The sequence below is a fragment of the Alteromonas hispanica genome, assembly GCF_010500915.1.
GTDB lineage: Bacteria > Pseudomonadota > Gammaproteobacteria > Enterobacterales > Alteromonadaceae > Alteromonas > Alteromonas hispanica.
Window position 1 is genome coordinate 226,959 of the sequence record NZ_JAAAWP010000001.1, and the last position, 14,587, is coordinate 241,545.

The 14,587-nt window shown below is 43.4% G+C and carries 13 protein-coding genes; 3 read left to right on the forward strand and 10 right to left on the reverse strand.

What is annotated here, in order from left to right; all coding sequences use genetic code 11:
- Nucleotides 1-20: 20 nt before the first annotated feature.
- The 4 genes from GTW09_RS01010 to GTW09_RS01025 form a co-directional block, all read right to left on the reverse strand.
- Complete coding sequence (locus GTW09_RS01010; RefSeq protein WP_163109304.1) at nt 21-647, reverse strand: D-glycero-alpha-D-manno-heptose-1,7-bisphosphate 7-phosphatase; 627 nt, start codon at nt 645-647, stop codon at nt 21-23.
- Complete coding sequence (locus GTW09_RS01015) at nt 647-1,543, reverse strand: putative RNA methyltransferase (RefSeq protein WP_163109306.1); 897 nt, start codon at nt 1,541-1,543, stop codon at nt 647-649. Before GTW09_RS01015 ends, GTW09_RS01010 begins: the two co-directional genes overlap by 1 nt.
- A gap of 97 nt (nt 1,544-1,640) precedes the next feature.
- A complete protein-coding gene (locus GTW09_RS01020) occupies nt 1,641-2,774 on the reverse strand; it encodes an enoyl-CoA hydratase/isomerase family protein (protein WP_163109308.1) in 1,134 nt (377 codons plus the stop codon).
- 20 nt (nt 2,775-2,794) lie between these two features.
- Nucleotides 2,795-3,949, reverse strand: coding sequence for an acyl-CoA dehydrogenase family protein (locus GTW09_RS01025; RefSeq protein WP_163109310.1), 1,155 nt, complete (start codon nt 3,947-3,949; stop codon nt 2,795-2,797).
- Nucleotides 3,950-4,242: 293 nt separating this feature from the next.
- Between GTW09_RS01025 and GTW09_RS01030 the strand changes: the two genes are divergently transcribed.
- Nucleotides 4,243-5,820: a response regulator gene (locus GTW09_RS01030; RefSeq protein ID WP_338024916.1), complete on the forward strand. Its 1,578-nt coding sequence runs from the start codon at nt 4,243-4,245 to the stop codon at nt 5,818-5,820.
- Nucleotides 5,821-5,831: 11 nt separating this feature from the next.
- On the opposite strand, the gene GTW09_RS01035 is transcribed toward GTW09_RS01030, so the two are convergent.
- Nucleotides 5,832-6,692 (reverse strand): NAD(P)-dependent oxidoreductase, encoded by an 861-nt coding sequence (locus tag GTW09_RS01035; RefSeq protein ID WP_163109312.1) that lies wholly within the window; start codon nt 6,690-6,692, stop codon nt 5,832-5,834.
- 209 nt (nt 6,693-6,901) lie between these two features.
- Here GTW09_RS01035 and GTW09_RS01040 point away from each other — a divergent pair, with 209 nt between their 5' ends.
- The gene (locus GTW09_RS01040; RefSeq protein WP_163109314.1) at nt 6,902-7,387 is read left to right on the forward strand and encodes a glutathione peroxidase; all 486 of its coding nucleotides are present in this window, start codon (nt 6,902-6,904) and stop codon (nt 7,385-7,387) included.
- Between the two features lie 29 nt (nt 7,388-7,416).
- Nucleotides 7,417-8,418, forward strand: a complete 1,002-nt coding sequence (locus tag GTW09_RS01045; RefSeq protein WP_163109316.1) for a 2-hydroxyacid dehydrogenase — start codon at nt 7,417-7,419, stop codon at nt 8,416-8,418.
- Between the two features lie 30 nt (nt 8,419-8,448).
- On the opposite strand, the gene GTW09_RS01050 is transcribed toward GTW09_RS01045, so the two are convergent.
- The 5 genes from GTW09_RS01050 to GTW09_RS01070 form a co-directional block, all read right to left on the reverse strand.
- On the reverse strand, nt 8,449-9,207 hold the full coding sequence (locus GTW09_RS01050; RefSeq protein ID WP_163109318.1) for a methyltransferase: 759 nt from the start codon (nt 9,205-9,207) through the stop codon (nt 8,449-8,451).
- Nucleotides 9,208-9,231: 24 nt separating this feature from the next.
- Nucleotides 9,232-9,993, reverse strand: coding sequence for a Nif3-like dinuclear metal center hexameric protein (locus GTW09_RS01055; RefSeq protein ID WP_163109320.1), 762 nt, complete (start codon nt 9,991-9,993; stop codon nt 9,232-9,234).
- Nucleotides 9,994-10,149: 156 nt separating this feature from the next.
- Nucleotides 10,150-10,773, reverse strand: a complete 624-nt coding sequence (locus GTW09_RS01060) for a TetR/AcrR family transcriptional regulator (RefSeq protein WP_071979737.1) — start codon at nt 10,771-10,773, stop codon at nt 10,150-10,152.
- 60 nt (nt 10,774-10,833) lie between these two features.
- The gene (sohB, locus tag GTW09_RS01065) at nt 10,834-11,856 is read right to left on the reverse strand and encodes a protease SohB (protein ID WP_163109322.1); all 1,023 of its coding nucleotides are present in this window, start codon (nt 11,854-11,856) and stop codon (nt 10,834-10,836) included.
- A 135-nt stretch (nt 11,857-11,991) separates the two neighbouring features.
- On the reverse strand, nt 11,992-14,559 hold the full coding sequence (locus GTW09_RS01070; protein WP_203565578.1) for an acylase: 2,568 nt from the start codon (nt 14,557-14,559) through the stop codon (nt 11,992-11,994).
- Between the last annotated feature and the right edge of the window lie 28 nt (nt 14,560-14,587).

Consider the following 14,587-nt stretch of genomic DNA (forward strand, 5'->3'; position numbering starts at 1 on the left):
TCCCATCTCTTTCACAACTTTTATGGTGTTGAACTGTGTGGGTGCGGCACCTGATTTAGTTGGGTAACCTGTATTACCGAAGTAATTTCACTAGATTTAGGCATGGCTTGTTCAGACAAATAGTAACTCTTTGAAATACCCGCTGCATGAGCGGCTTCAATATCTCTCCAACTGTCTCCAATAAGTATACTGGCGCTTAAGTTAATCACTAAGTCATCGGCTGCTTGTAACAGCATTCCTGGCTTGGGCTTTCTACAATTACAGGTTACGGCATACTGCGCTATCGCACCGTCAACATGATGTGGGCAATAGTAAATAGCTATCTCGCCTACCCCGCGCTGTGCAAAGTCTGCTTTTACCGCGTTCATCAAAACACTAAAGTCTTGCTCTGTATAAAGCCCCCTAGCTATACCACTTTGATTGGTTACGATTACTATCTTATAGCCGTAATCTGAGTATGATTTTACTAGTTCGAAGATTCCATCAAGGTATTCAAAATCTTTATAATGTCCTACATACCCATGGTCGACATTAATCACCCCATCTCTGTCTAAGAAAAGCGCTTTGCTATGTGCTTTTAGGCTTTGTGTTTTTGCGCTTTTGGACTGTGCAACACAACTAATTGTAGGGTCAGCGACATTTTTCATTATTGTTTAACCCACAGTTGAATATGAAAATGGGCTGTCACTTTAGATAATGAATTGACAACCTTCTCAATGCTATCAGGAGGTAACTTCCAATAGAACGGCGTCATTTTAATAAGCGACAAGGCTTGCTCTTTATCAGCCAGTTGAATAGAAAAGCCTAGCTTTTCGTTTTTCACTCGCGAAAATCCCTCGCGTTCAGTGTTATCTGTCTGGTGCTTTTGAGGTTCACTATACACTTGCTCCTTTATTTCAAAGAGATGATCCTCGGCTGGGTCTACAGTAACAAGCAAACCACCTTCTGACACAAGCACACGGTGATATTCGTCGTTGCTACCCGGTGCAAATACCTGAATCACCGCATTCTGAGTTGCAGATGCTATGGGTAAATCGAAACTACTTGCAACCACGAATTCTTGTTCTTTAAACGCTTTGGCCGCAAGTTCTACCGCGATTTTAGAAATATCGCTTCCGGCGCCAACACTAAACACACCTAAGCTATTAAGACCATTTACCACCGCATTAAGATAGCTTCCCTCACCGCAACCGGCATCGTATATACGTAATGTTGAGGAGTGTGAATGTGTGCTTGATCTTGCTGGGCTTGATCTTACTGGGCTTGGTATACCTGCGCTTGATCCTGCTGAGTTCGCTTGAAAATATTCACTAATCAGTTGGACCATACGGTCTTTAAGCGGTTTGTAAGCATTTTGCTGATGAAAGGCTCTTCTTGCTTTTACCATTGCTTTGTCATCACCGGGCATCTTTGATTTTTTAAACTGCACCGGTAGCAAATTTACATAACCTGATTTAGCTTTATCAAATGAGTGGTTATTTTCACAGCGTACTGGTATGTCGCTTAAGGAAATTGGAGATTTACAAAGTGGGCATAGCCACATAAAAAGAATCTTTCTATGAATGAATAGGCTATTGAGTGTAACAAATCGAGTACACAGACAGCAATCTCATGTTTGCCTATTGCTGCCCGTGATTAGTTTAAGTTAAAGAGCTTCCTTGCGTTAATGAGGCTAATGGATGTTGACTATCTTCCCAGGGAGAAGAAAAGAAATGTTCAACTATGTCAGCGGGAACATCATCTACTGTCGCGTATTTCCATTTCGGAGACATATCTTTGTCAATCAACAATGCGCGAACGCCTTCTTGGAATTCGCCGCTTTCCCCGCAACGACAAGACATATTCACTTCCATCTGAAAGCACTCTGCCAATGTCATTTTAGCGCCTCGTTGACACTGTTGATATACTAAGTGCATGGTAATGGGCGACCCTTTTTGCAGTGTGCCCTGCGCTCGACTTAACCATTTGTCGCCTTTGACATCAGCTTGCAATATCGACGTCACAACCTCTTTAGCACTGTTACCCTCACATAGCGAATTTATTAGGTCTAGGTGTTGCTCAATATTACTATGTGGGATTTCGTCAGGCTGCTTCAAACTGCTCAATAAATGCGTGGCTTGGTTAGCGAGATCTTCCTGTTCCCACTGATGTTCTATAAAGCGCTCTATCAATGCTTCTTTTTCAGATGCGGCAACAAGGTTATCGCCCAAGCCAACAAAGCAGGCGTCTGCTCCATTCATCTGACCGCCGGTTAGACCTAAAAACAAGCCTGTCTTTCCAGGAAGCCGCGGTAAGAAATAGCTTCCGCCAACATCTGGGTACAAACCAATACTAATTTCCGGCATAGCAAGTCGAGACGTTTCAGTAACCACTCGGTGGCTGGCTCCGCATAGAAGCCCCATGCCGCCACCCATTACAATACCCGCTCCCCAAACAACAATAGGTTTTGCGTAGTTGTGAATGGTGTAGTCGAGGGTGTACTCTGTTTTAAAAAACGTTTCCAGGAAATCGGGGACACCGCCTTCAGCTTCTACCATTGAACGATACATAGATACAATATCGCCTCCGGCGCAAAACGCTTTGTCACCCGCGGAGTCTATTATGACCGAAACCACATCGCTTCGGCTTTGCCAAGCCAATAGCGCGTCCAACATAATTGTGGCCATGTCTAAATCTAGCGCATTCAGTGCCTTTGGTTTATTTAATGTTAAACGGCCAATTACATGACCGGAGCTTTTTGTTGAAAGCTCCTCAACAATAACAACTTCATCCATTTTGCGGCTCCCTAAAAAAGTTAAAGAATACTGCGTTCATCTGACAACAAGCGTCTGCCTATAATTACACGCATTATTTCGTTTGTCCCTTCAAGAATCTGATGCACTCGCACATCGCGGAAATGCCGCTCAAGAGGATATTCCTTAATATAACCATACCCGCCGTGTAACTGCAGCGCGTCATTACATACATTAAACCCGACATCTGTTGCAAAGCGCTTGGCCATAGCACAATAAGTGGTTTTGTCAGCATCGTTATTGTCGAGTTTACACGCCGCCATACGCACCATTTGCCGAGCAGCGACTAGCTCTGTAGCCATGTCTGCCAACTTAAACTGAAGCGCTTGAAATCCGGCAATGGGTTTACCGAATTGCTCACGTTCGTTCATGTAGTCTCGGGCTACATTTAGCGCTTGTTGCGCTGTCCCGACGGAGCAAGTAGCAATGTTTATGCGGCCACCGTCTAGGCCCTGCATCGCCATCTTGAAGCCTTCGCCTTCTTCACCAAGACGCCAAGCATCGTTCAACTTTACATTGTCAAAGGTAATCATTCGAGTGGGCTGAGCATTCCACCCCATTTTTTCTTCTGCTTTACCATAAATAATGCCGTCTCTATCGGCCGGTACTGCAAAAGCAGACACGCCTTTAGGTCCGTCACCGCCAGTTCTCGCCATAACCACAAGTACGTCGGTGCTGCCTGCTCCAGAAATAAATACCTTAGCGCCGTTAAGTACATACCCATCGTCTGTTTTCGTTGCTTTCGTTTTTAACGAGGCTGCATCTGAACCAGCACCTGGCTCGGTAAGACAGTAAGACGCTAACTTGTTACCACTGACTAGGTCTTCACACCACTGGGCTTTTACATCTTCGCTACCCCATAATGCAATCATCCATGTGGCCATGTTATGAATGGTCAACATGGCAGTGGTTGTAGTACAACCCATCGATAGTTGTTCAAAAATAATAGATGAGTCTAATCGTGAAAGCCCTAGCCCGCCGGCTTCTTCTGGCGTATACAAACCACAAAAGCCAAGCTCGCCAGCTTTCTTTATGGCCTCAACTGGAAAGTGATGCTCTTTGTCCCACATCGCAGCATGAGGTGCGAGTTCTTGTTGTGCAAACTGACGCGCCGTATCTTCAAACGCCAGTTGATCATCATTCAATTCAAAGTTCATGTTATTTGCCTTTTATCATTGCGACTTTACACTGTATTAACACAATAACTAAAAGTTACCCCTTACGTAAACGTAAAGGTAAAACATTAATTAAATTATAATTACAGGCACGTAAATAATTTGTGACGACAGAGGAGGTATCTGAGTATACAACCCAGTCTCTTTACTTTTGTCATCTTGGCGTGTTGAACTTTTCTGTGAATGAATGTTACGTGCAGTTTTACAGGTTCACTGGTAAGCTATTAACAGAGTTAAGTACAACCTTGGTTTCTGTGGAATTACGAGCCGCTATTATTGAAGACAACGCGACTGCACGCACTGCGCTGCGCGGCCACGTTATGTCGATTGCCAATTTATCAGTAAGTAGCTACACATCAGGTGTTGAGTTAAAGGCTGCGCTGCGAAAACAAAATTTCGAACTCATCATAATGGATTATCACCTTGGTGAGGGGAAAACAGGCGTTGAATGGCTCCAAAGCTTAAAAGAAGCAGGCTATATAAAACCTAGCACCGGCGTAATATTTCTGACTTCTGATAGAAGCGGTCAAGTTATTGGTCGTATCATGGATTTACAGCCCGATATCTTGCTTATTAAACCCTACACCATTGCCTCCCTTTCCCGCCAAATAAAGCATTATTTACATTACCGTGACTTTGTAAAAAATGTATTGCAGGCATTAGATAATAAACAATTAGAGCGTGCGATAGGGGTAATAAGAAGCAAAATAAAGGAAGGCATCCCCCCCCGATTGGTATCAGATATTCGCAAATTATACGCTCGCTTATTGTATGAAAACGGTGAAATACAGCGAGCACTCAGTATTTATGACGACATTCTTAGTCGCTCGGATAAAGTATTATGGGCGCAGTGGGGTAAAATAAGGTGTCAGTATTCCGCTGGGCAGTGGCCTGAATGTAAAGAGCAATTAAGCTCAATGGTTAACTCAAGCCTTGCTAGAGACGAAGCCTTTGAATGGCTGGCCTCCTTATCCTTTGAACAGCATTCTTATGAAGACGTTGAAAAATACTTGGAGCAAATAAAATTTAGTGAACTTAGCCTGCCCGCTGCAAAACTTAAAAGCCTAGCGTTTCAAAAGCAAGATAAGGTAGTAGAAGCTATCGATCTGCTACAAAAGAAACGTGCTCTCCATCGTTCAGCAAAAGACAGATTCAATGATTTCACATTTGAATTAGCAGAGTTTTACCTATTGCTCGCAGAAGATTCACCACAAAGTAACCGAGAAGAAAGTCTGTCTCAGGCACGAAAGTTAGTGGGCATAGCAGGCCGTAATCAATCTGATAGCCAAGTTTTACAAAAAAGAGATTACCTACTCGCTTTTTCTTCAGTTCTCGATGATGATTTGGAAAAAGCAGCACACTTTTTAGATGCTGACTATATGGAAAACCATTTAAGGACTGAGCCCGCAACCCTTGTTATAGCGGCAAAAGTACACCACAGCCTTGGCGATGAGCGCAAAGCGGGTGAATTATTGCTTATGGCAAAGCAAAAGAACGGCGACGTTCAAGGTATTTCTGAGCAAGTGATGAACGACGAGTCCATCTTCTCAGGTGGTGAACGTTTAGGGCTCAATCATGAACACGCGATAGCCATAAATGATACGGGCACACAGCTGTTTATTGAAGGTCTGTTTAGCCAGGCCATGAAACACTTCTATGACGCATTTCAGCTATCACCAGAAACCGCTGCCTTTGGGCTTAATTTACTTCAATGCATGATTGAAGCAGACACCGCTGTCTATCGGCGTTATGGCATTCACAAGCTACTCGACACCCTATCTGAACTGCCACTAAGTGAAACAAATCGAGGGCGCCTTGAGCAGCTTACGCTTTTAGTGCAAGAAAATAGTTAAAAGTTATTTCGTTACTTTAAGCGCGTTAATAAACTCGATGTATCCCATCGCCCGCCACCAAGCTTTTGCACATCGGCATAATACTGGTCGACCAAGGCGGTCAATGCTAGCGTGGAACCATTGCGTTTAGCTTCATCAAGGGCAATGCCTAAATCTTTACGCATCCAATCTACCGCAAAACCAAAATCGTAAGTGTTGGTTAGCATAGTACTTGCGCGATTTTCCATTTGCCAAGATTGTGCAGCACCTTTGCTTATTACATCGACCACTGCATTGCAGTCTAAGCCCGCTTTTTGACCAAAGTGCAGTGCCTCTGATAAACCTTGTACGATGCCGGCAATGCAAATTTGATTCATCATTTTGGCCAATTGGCCACTACCGCACTGTCCCAGTAATTGACTATGGCGTGCATAAACATCAATAACAGGCTGGACGCGTGAGAAAACCTGATCTTCACCGCCTACCATAATGGTAAGTTGCCCATTTTCTGCACCTGCTTGCCCACCTGACACCGGGGCATCTAAAAAGTGCACACCTTTGTCGGCACAATGTTTATTCAATTCTCTTGCTGCATCGGCAGAGGCTGTTGTGTGATCGACTAGCACGGAGTTAGGTTTCATTGCGCTAAGCGCACGGGTGCCAATCTCCATTACATCATTATCGTTTCCCACGCACATAAAAACGATGTCTGCCTCTTCCGCAGCTTGCTCGGGAGATGTGGCCAAAGCACCGGCGTACTTTTCCAACCAGTTCTCTGCTTTTTCTTTGGTTCGATTATAAACGGTGACTTTATACCCAGCCCTTGCAAGGTGCCCTGCCATAGGAAAACCCATGACACCGAGTCCTAAAAAGCTTACCTTTAAATCTGACATGCAAAGTACTCTCTTGTTATTTGCGATAAATGAAGGGCTGACCGAGGACATATCAAATACACAGCATGCGTAATCAACAAAGACTGGCTTAATAGTTAAGTAGAATTAAGCTATGTTAGAAAAACACTTACTCGAATATAGATACTGTTCAGCCGCGAATATGATGAGAATATCAGAATTCACAACAACAAAAACATAAAGGATGCAAATTGAGTATTTATCAGCATACGGTAACAACAAATAGCGGTAACAACATTCACCTTGAGCAATATAAAGGAAAGGTATTGCTTATTGTTAATACCGCCAGCAAATGTGGATTTACGCCCCAGTACAAAGGGCTAGAAACACTTTACAATAAATATAAAGAGCATGGATTTGAGGTTCTAGGTTTTCCATGCGACCAGTTTGGTCACCAAGAGCCTGGGTCAGATGAAGATATTGCCGAATTTTGTGAAGTGAATTTCGGTGTTTCTTTCCCCCTTTTCAAAAAAGTTGAGGTTAATGGACCGAACGCGAGCGCAGTGTTCGAACAACTAAAAGAGAAAGCGCCTGGATTACTAGGAACCAAACGCATTAAGTGGAATTTCACAAAGTTTTTGGTCAACCGCCAAGGTGATGTAGTAAAGCGTTATGCGCCAACAATGAAGCCAGGCGATATAGCAAAAGATATTGAGTCTCTGCTTTCTCAACAATAACGGTTAACACACCTCAATAAAGGATGATGATGAAAAAGAAAATAGCGTTTTTCAGTACCCAAGACTATGACCGCCATGTTTTTGATGCAGCGTTAAAGAGCAGCGTCTCAAACCAAACGAAAGACATGGACATCACTTATTTTGAGCATACGCTATGCGCTTCTACTGCGCCTTTATGCCAAGGCTTCGACGTTGTTGTTGCGTTTGTTAATGATGACTTAAACGCTAAAACCATTGAAATACTTGCCAGCTGCAAAGTAAAACACATTGCTTTACGGTGTGCTGGATTCAACAACGTGGACATCAGCGCTGCCGAGGCAGCCAATATTCGGGTTAGCCGAGTTCCAGCTTATAGCCCTGAAACCGTTGCTGAACATACTATCGCACTAATTCTGACTCTTAATCGCAATACGCATAAAGCGTATAACAGAGTGCGAGAAGGTAACTTTCAGTTAAACGGTTTAATGGGATTCACACTTCACAATAAAACGGTAGGTATTGTAGGTACAGGAAAAATTGGTAAAGCGGTTATTCGAATTCTGCGCGGATTTGGCTGCAAAGTACTTTGCTGTGACCCCTTCGAAGACGAAACGGTAAAAGACCTAGGCGCGTCTTATGTCGATATAGAAACGCTATTTTCTGAAAGTACAATTATTTCGCTTCATTGCCCTCTCACTGAGGACAGCAACCATATGATTAACGAAGCGTCACTTCAAAAAATGCAAGACGGAGTGATGTTAATTAATACGTCGCGAGGCGGATTGGTGGATGACACCGCTCTCATTAATGGACTCAAGCGCAGAAAAATCGGCTATCTCGGCTTAGACGTATACGAGAGAGAGTCTGAGTTGTTCTTTACCGACCGCTCTCATGAAATTATACAGGATGATAATTTTCAGCGCCTTATCACTTTTCCCAATGTTTTGGTAACGGGCCATCAGGGCTTTTTCACTGCAGAAGCGTTGAACGAAATTGCCCATGTAACGTTAGATAATATCATTAACGGGAACAACACTGTTGTACTCGATTAACAGCTTTAATCCAACGCGACGTTTATACAGCTACTTTTTAACAATAATGTGAAAGTATTTACCTAACCACATGTAGGGAGCCTGCTTATGGTACTGCCTCTCAAGCGCTAGCAATTCATCATATTTTGATGCCTGATGCGATATATCGCGCATATAATCATGGAAGCAACGCACCCCTGCTTTTTCGACGATTGAAAAACCAAGTGATTCGCAGTATTCCAGTACTTTTAAAGCCGAAAGCGGCTTTTTAGGGTTTAAACGAACCTGCTTTTTCGCCTTCATACCCTTGGCAATGTAGTCAAAGTTGCCATAAATAGCATTCGCAAACAAATTCGCATCGTAATTGAAAAAGCTTAGGCTTAATGTAGTGCCTGCCGTCATGCGATCATAAAGCATCGACAAGGCCTCGTAGGGTTCATCAAGCCATTCAAGCACCGCATGGCACACTACAACGTTGAATGGTGTAAAATCGTTGATGTCCTGCAAAAACTGCTGACGAATTTCTATATTATCGCGAAAACTCGCATTGGCACTTTGGGAAAACAATTCTTCTGCTTGAACCAATACATCTTTTGATGCGTCTGTGAGCACAATTTTGTGACCCATGGACGCCAAGTACGCTGTCATAACACCCGTTCCGCCACCTATTTCAAGAACGTGAGCGTGGTTAGGTAAGTGAGGGGTAAGCACGTCACACAATAAGGTATGCCTTAACTTACCTTTTGTCGTTCCATAGATATTCTTGGCAAACTTATCCGCGATGCCGTCAAATACATGATCGTCTCTCATTAATTTTTAAACACTTATTATGAGTTAAGCCGGATTGTTGATGTCGACAAAATCAACAGTAACGTCAAACTGAGAAGCAATGTGCTCACCTAATGCTTTTGCGCCATACCGCTCTGTCGCGTGGTGCCCAGCGGCATAAAAAGCAATATTTTGCTCTCTGGCTATATGAATAGTTTGCTCAGACACCTCGCCGGTAATAAATGCATCTGCTCCCCAATCGGCCGCTTGCTCTATGAAACCTTGGCCACCACCAGTGCACCAGGCCAGGGTTTTAATTTCACGCTCTTCAGCACCCTCAAGCAAAATAGAGCGACCTAGAACCGCTTTCAGTCGCTCTTTTAATTCAGCGGCGGTAATTGCAACGGGGAATTCGCCCTGCATAACAACGCCAATGGGCTTTACCGAAGATAGTGCAGCAACATTTTCGATATCAAGTAAATCTGCTAATTGGCGATTGTTTCCTAATTCAGGATGAACATCGAGTGGAAGGTGATAAGCATACATGTTTATGTCGTTCTCAATTAACGACTTTAAACGCTGCTTTTTCATACCGGTAATACACTGAGACTCGCCCTTCCAAAAGTAACCATGGTGAACCACAATTGCATCCGCTTTGCGCAGAATGGCTTCGTCGATAAGTGCCTGGCTCGCCGTGACACCGGTGACAATATTGGCGATATCTTTTACGCCCTCAACTTGCATTCCATTGGGACAATAATCACTAATTTCATTAACGCGCAGCAGGCCGTCTAAATAAACCTTTAAGTCTTGATTATTTACAGACACATAAACTCCTTTGAAAGGTAGGATTGAGCGACAAAACCATTTAGCTTTATCACCTTGTTGCAGTTCTTTTCGATAGAGTGACATTAAGCCGTATACAGGCTTGTAACTTTGAGTAGTAATTCATGTACGCTTTACTTTTTGCGCATTGTAACAGATTTAGTTACCTGCAACTCCCTGCGCTACAAACGGAATAAGGTGAGAGATAACTTCTGCAATATCAACATGTTTTTGAAAGTCAGACTCAACAATTTCTGTTAACGCTTGGCTTGACGCCATAGAGAAAACAAAACTACCAATGGCAAAATGCAGCCTCCAAAACAATTCCTCTTCGGGTACGTGTGGAAGGCAAAGTTGAATTGCGTTAACCAGTGATCTAATGGTGGTTCCATAATGACTCATGATGAAACGCCGAAGATGACCTTGCGTCTCGTTGTAGCCTCTCCCTAGCAACTTCACAAAAGTGGCAGTGCCCTGTTCGCTAACTACATTTAATTCCAGCATAGGAGGAGTTAACGTATACAGCAAATGCTCAACACCTGCTGCGCCTTTTTTAGGTTCGAGGTCTTTTAGGCATGTATCGATGTGAGGCATGAGATGATCAAAATATCGTTTAAATACTGCTTGGATCAGGTTCTTCTTACTGCCAAAATGATAATTTACAGACGCTAAATTAACCCCTGCCCGTGCAGTAATTTCTCTCATAGAGGTTTGAGTAAAACCCTGTTGAGAAAACAAGTATTCCGCTGTATCTAAAATGTCATTTTTAGTGTTTTTTGCCATTTTTATTATCTTTGCGCAGAGCAATAGAGGCCTTATTGGCCTCTCACTTAAACGAGCAATTTAAAACCAGTGTCTGGCTTTGCTCCACGATTTCATCAGAACACGCTCAGCCACAGATGCAGCAGACATTCCAAGCTTTTCGGCAACATTCTTTTTAACCGAATATTTTACGCTAAAGATCTCTCTTTTTGGGTAGTGAGAAAGAATGTAGTCATCGGACGTCGTTATATCGTCGATAAGCCCAAGTTCTTTTGCCTTTATTCCAGGCCAGTACTCACCAGTAGCGACTTTATCTATATTCATTTCTGGGCGTTGGCTATGAACAAAGTCTTTAAATAAAACGTGGATTTCTTCTATTTCTTCTTTAAATTTTGCACGTCCCTCATCATTGTTCTCGCCAAAGATCGTTAAGGTTCGTTTGAATTCGCCCGCTGTGTGTTGTTCGAATTCTATATCGTTTTTCTTTAACAGCTTATGAAAGTTTGGCAGCTGTGCTAGCACGCCAATGCTACCAATGTAAGCGAATTGTGACGCCAATAGCGTGTCTGCGACACAGGCCATCATATAGCCGCCACTGGCAGCAACCTTATCTACCGCTACTGTTAGCTTAAGCCCTTTTTGCTTTATGCGCTGAAGCTGAGATGCTGCAAGACCGTAACCATGAACAACACCGCCGCCGCTTTCTAAGCGAACTAATACCTCATCGTCTTTATCCGCTACACACAAGATTGCCGTAATCTCTTCTCTCAAATTATCGACTTCTCCAGCATCCATAGAGCCCTTGAAGTCAATAACATATAACCTTGGAGACTTTTCTTCGTCGTCTTTTTGTTTACTCTTTGCTTTTTCTTCTTTCTTTTGCTGTTTCGCTAGCTTTTTCGCAGAGTTCTTGTCTAGCAGTACTTGCTTTGCATAGTTAGTAATGTCCTTGAGTTGGTCTGAGATTGATGTGATCTCTAACTGACCTTTACCGTGCTTCTGTTTGTTTGCCACACCAACAATTGTTGCAACAACAACGACAAACGCAACGACCAGCGTTATCGCTTTGGCCACAAATAAGCCATATTCGTACAAAAACTCCAAACCTTACTCCTAGTAAAAAATAAGGGTCTGAACAATTCAAACCCTTGGACACGCTTAGAAAATGGGTACTTTTGCCGAAACTACAAGCGGAGACCCATTTTTATTATTATCTCGCGCTATAATACCAGTCTTACTTTATTCTGACGATAGTGTCATCTTCTCAATCATATTCGATTCAATTTCTTCATCTGTAAAGTAGATATCTCGCAAGGTAGGTTGCTCGGAATACAACCTTGTTTGATCCAAGAAGTGCTCACTGCCAAACTGACGAGACTGAGAATAGGTCAAAATCCCTCTTCCCTTAGGTCCATTGTCAGTAAAGCTAATCACCATAGCCCAACTTGTACCGTAATTGATGTGATAGCCTCCAGCCTCAGCGCTCATGATAGTATTGTTATTCACAGGCTGATATCTGTGTCTAGGCAGCAGGGTTTCATCTCTGCCGCGTATGCTATCAAATACATTGAAACCACCTTCTATATTGTGAGCTCCACCCCACGGCAGTTTTTCACCCGACGCAGTGCCATCAGGTAAGCTACGTTCAACAAACTGAACGTTACCAAGGGTGGCATCAAACTCAACACCCGCTTGCTCAATAACCTGTACCGCTTTTGCTAATTGTTGCATAGTGGTCTCGTTTTGAACTAAGCCGGTTGGCGTTGTCACTGGAGACTCAAGAGAGAAAGGCACTTCCCACTGTGGGTTTTGATTAAACTGAAATGCAAACTCTCTAAATACATGGGCACCAACACTTGATGTATTCATAGTTCCATCCCATGCACCGAGTGCATCACAGGCGGCCGAGATATCTACCTCTGTACCATCAACGTTTACCGGCGTATCACCTTGTTCAGTGCATGCTTGTAGCAGGCTCGGTAAAATGTCTTCAGCAAGATAACTGCGGTTATTTAATAGAAGTTCTTCAACCTCTTCAGGTGTGAAGGTCTCATCGCTTCCAGCCTCAGTCTCAATAAACTTCTGACCCATTCTAGAGCGCAGAGATTGCTGATTCTCAGTATTACCATAGAGGGGATTTACTCCAGTAATTGGTGAAGATAGATTCGTTAGCCAAAAACTGTCATTCGAGTTTTGCACCGAGTCTGCTCCCTCATATTTAGGCGCTTCTTCGTAAGGTACAGGCCCATCAAAGTCGAACTGTGAAATAAAGCCCGGCAATACGGTGAAACCTGCCGCCGCTTTGGTTTGTATAAGAACAGGGTTTGTTGTTAGTTCGTTGATAGCGGTTTCAGTTAAGTTCGGTACTGTTGAATCATCAATGTAAAACACCTGACCATCGCTTGACGCCGCCATAGTGTTATTAAATATTACGCCATCATAGTCTTTAAATGCCTGCTTAAACTCATCCATTGACGTGGCCATATTCATTGCTAGCCAATGATCAACAATATCAAAGTTGGGTAAGTTAGCATCCTTGATAGCGAACGCGTTTTCAGAGTCCCAACCGAAGCTCCCAGGTACTTCAATCATAGGCCCGTAGTTAGTGTAATAAGAGGTTTTATTCAATTGAATGGTTTGTCCACCACCCACAGCGACTTCAATCTGAAGCGGTTTTTTATAAATAAGTCGCTTATTACCATCAACAATATGGCTCATACCCGACGCATCGTCTTCATCGAGGCTTAATTGATAAACTACAAAATGTTCCGCTGTTGAAAATGTGTGTGTCCAAGCAACATTTTCGTTAAACCCAATATTAACTGCACCTGGTAACCCCATAAGGGAACTACCCGTTACATTAAGATAATCTGGTATTTGCGCATGGAAATTCCAAAAGCGTAAATTCCCAGTGTGTGGAAAATGGGGATTACCAAGTACTAATCCTCTACCGTTGGTGGTTTTATCGCTACCAAGGCCCCATCCGTTAGACCCCATTTCCTGCGGATTTCTCTCTGGTAATTCAATGGTAGGTGCTATTTTGAACGGAATGTTTGATGACTTTGGTGCGCCTTGCGAAGTGCCAACTTGAGAAACGGCCGCTTGAGCCGATGCTGCCGGTGTTGGTAAATAACTTTCTCCTTCCGGCGCCGCTAAAAACATTGGCCCTAAGAAATTAGCCGCACCTGGCAGAAGTGCAACACCTAAAGAGTAAGTCAGCAAATCCACACTATCTATTGGCTCAACCCAAGGTTGACCAGCACAACTTTGATCCTGTTCTTCAACTGGCGTGTCTTCTAAATAACGGTTATATCCCGCTGTATAACCTTGAAACATTGCTCGAGAGTTTGCTGAAAGTCTAGGGAGGTTTTCCTCTGCCAATTCTCTAATGCCTAACGTAAGAAAGCCAAAGTCATTAATAAGATGCTCTGAGTCTCCACTTCCAGGCTGGCGATCGGGTCCATAAAACTTTGCCCTTTCAGAATTGTATTTAAGAATTTGGTCTGCCAGCACACACATGTTGTCTCTGGCAAAGGCATAACCAACACCATAGGCCATACTTTCAAGGTTGTCGGCTTTAACATGCGGTACCCCGTAGGTCGTCCACGTGATATCTGCGGTTAATGTTCCGTCGGTGTCAAAAGCGGGAATTGGAGCAGGAGCCGAAACAGGAGGAGGCGGTGGCGTTGGTGATACGGGTTGTACATCAGAAAAGTCGTTGTCGTTATCACCACACCCTACTAAACATGCGGCGACTGAAAGCGCAATAAGCGTAGGGGCAGGCTTGGTATTTTTAATTATTCTCATTGAAGATTTCCTTGTTAGTAAATGCAAA

Excerpts from the sequence above, each read along its gene's own strand:
- GTW09_RS01010 (WP_163109304.1), bottom strand. The coding sequence starts at position 647 with ATGAAAAATGTCGCTGACCCTACAATTAGTTGTGTTGCACAGTCCAAA.
- GTW09_RS01015 (WP_163109306.1), bottom strand. The coding sequence starts at position 1,543 with ATGTGGCTATGCCCACTTTGTAAATCTCCAATTTCCTTAAGCGACATA.
- GTW09_RS01020 (WP_163109308.1), bottom strand. The coding sequence starts at position 2,774 with ATGGATGAAGTTGTTATTGTTGAGGAGCTTTCAACAAAAAGCTCCGGT.
- GTW09_RS01025 (WP_163109310.1), bottom strand. The coding sequence starts at position 3,949 with ATGAACTTTGAATTGAATGATGATCAACTGGCGTTTGAAGATACGGCG.
- GTW09_RS01035 (WP_163109312.1), bottom strand. The coding sequence starts at position 6,692 with ATGTCAGATTTAAAGGTAAGCTTTTTAGGACTCGGTGTCATGGGTTTT.
- GTW09_RS01045 (WP_163109316.1), top strand. The coding sequence starts at position 7,417 with ATGAAAAAGAAAATAGCGTTTTTCAGTACCCAAGACTATGACCGCCAT.
- GTW09_RS01050 (WP_163109318.1), bottom strand. The coding sequence starts at position 9,207 with ATGAGAGACGATCATGTATTTGACGGCATCGCGGATAAGTTTGCCAAG.
- GTW09_RS01060 (WP_071979737.1), bottom strand. The coding sequence starts at position 10,773 with ATGGCAAAAAACACTAAAAATGACATTTTAGATACAGCGGAATACTTG.
- GTW09_RS01070 (WP_203565578.1), bottom strand. The coding sequence starts at position 14,559 with ATGAGAATAATTAAAAATACCAAGCCTGCCCCTACGCTTATTGCGCTT.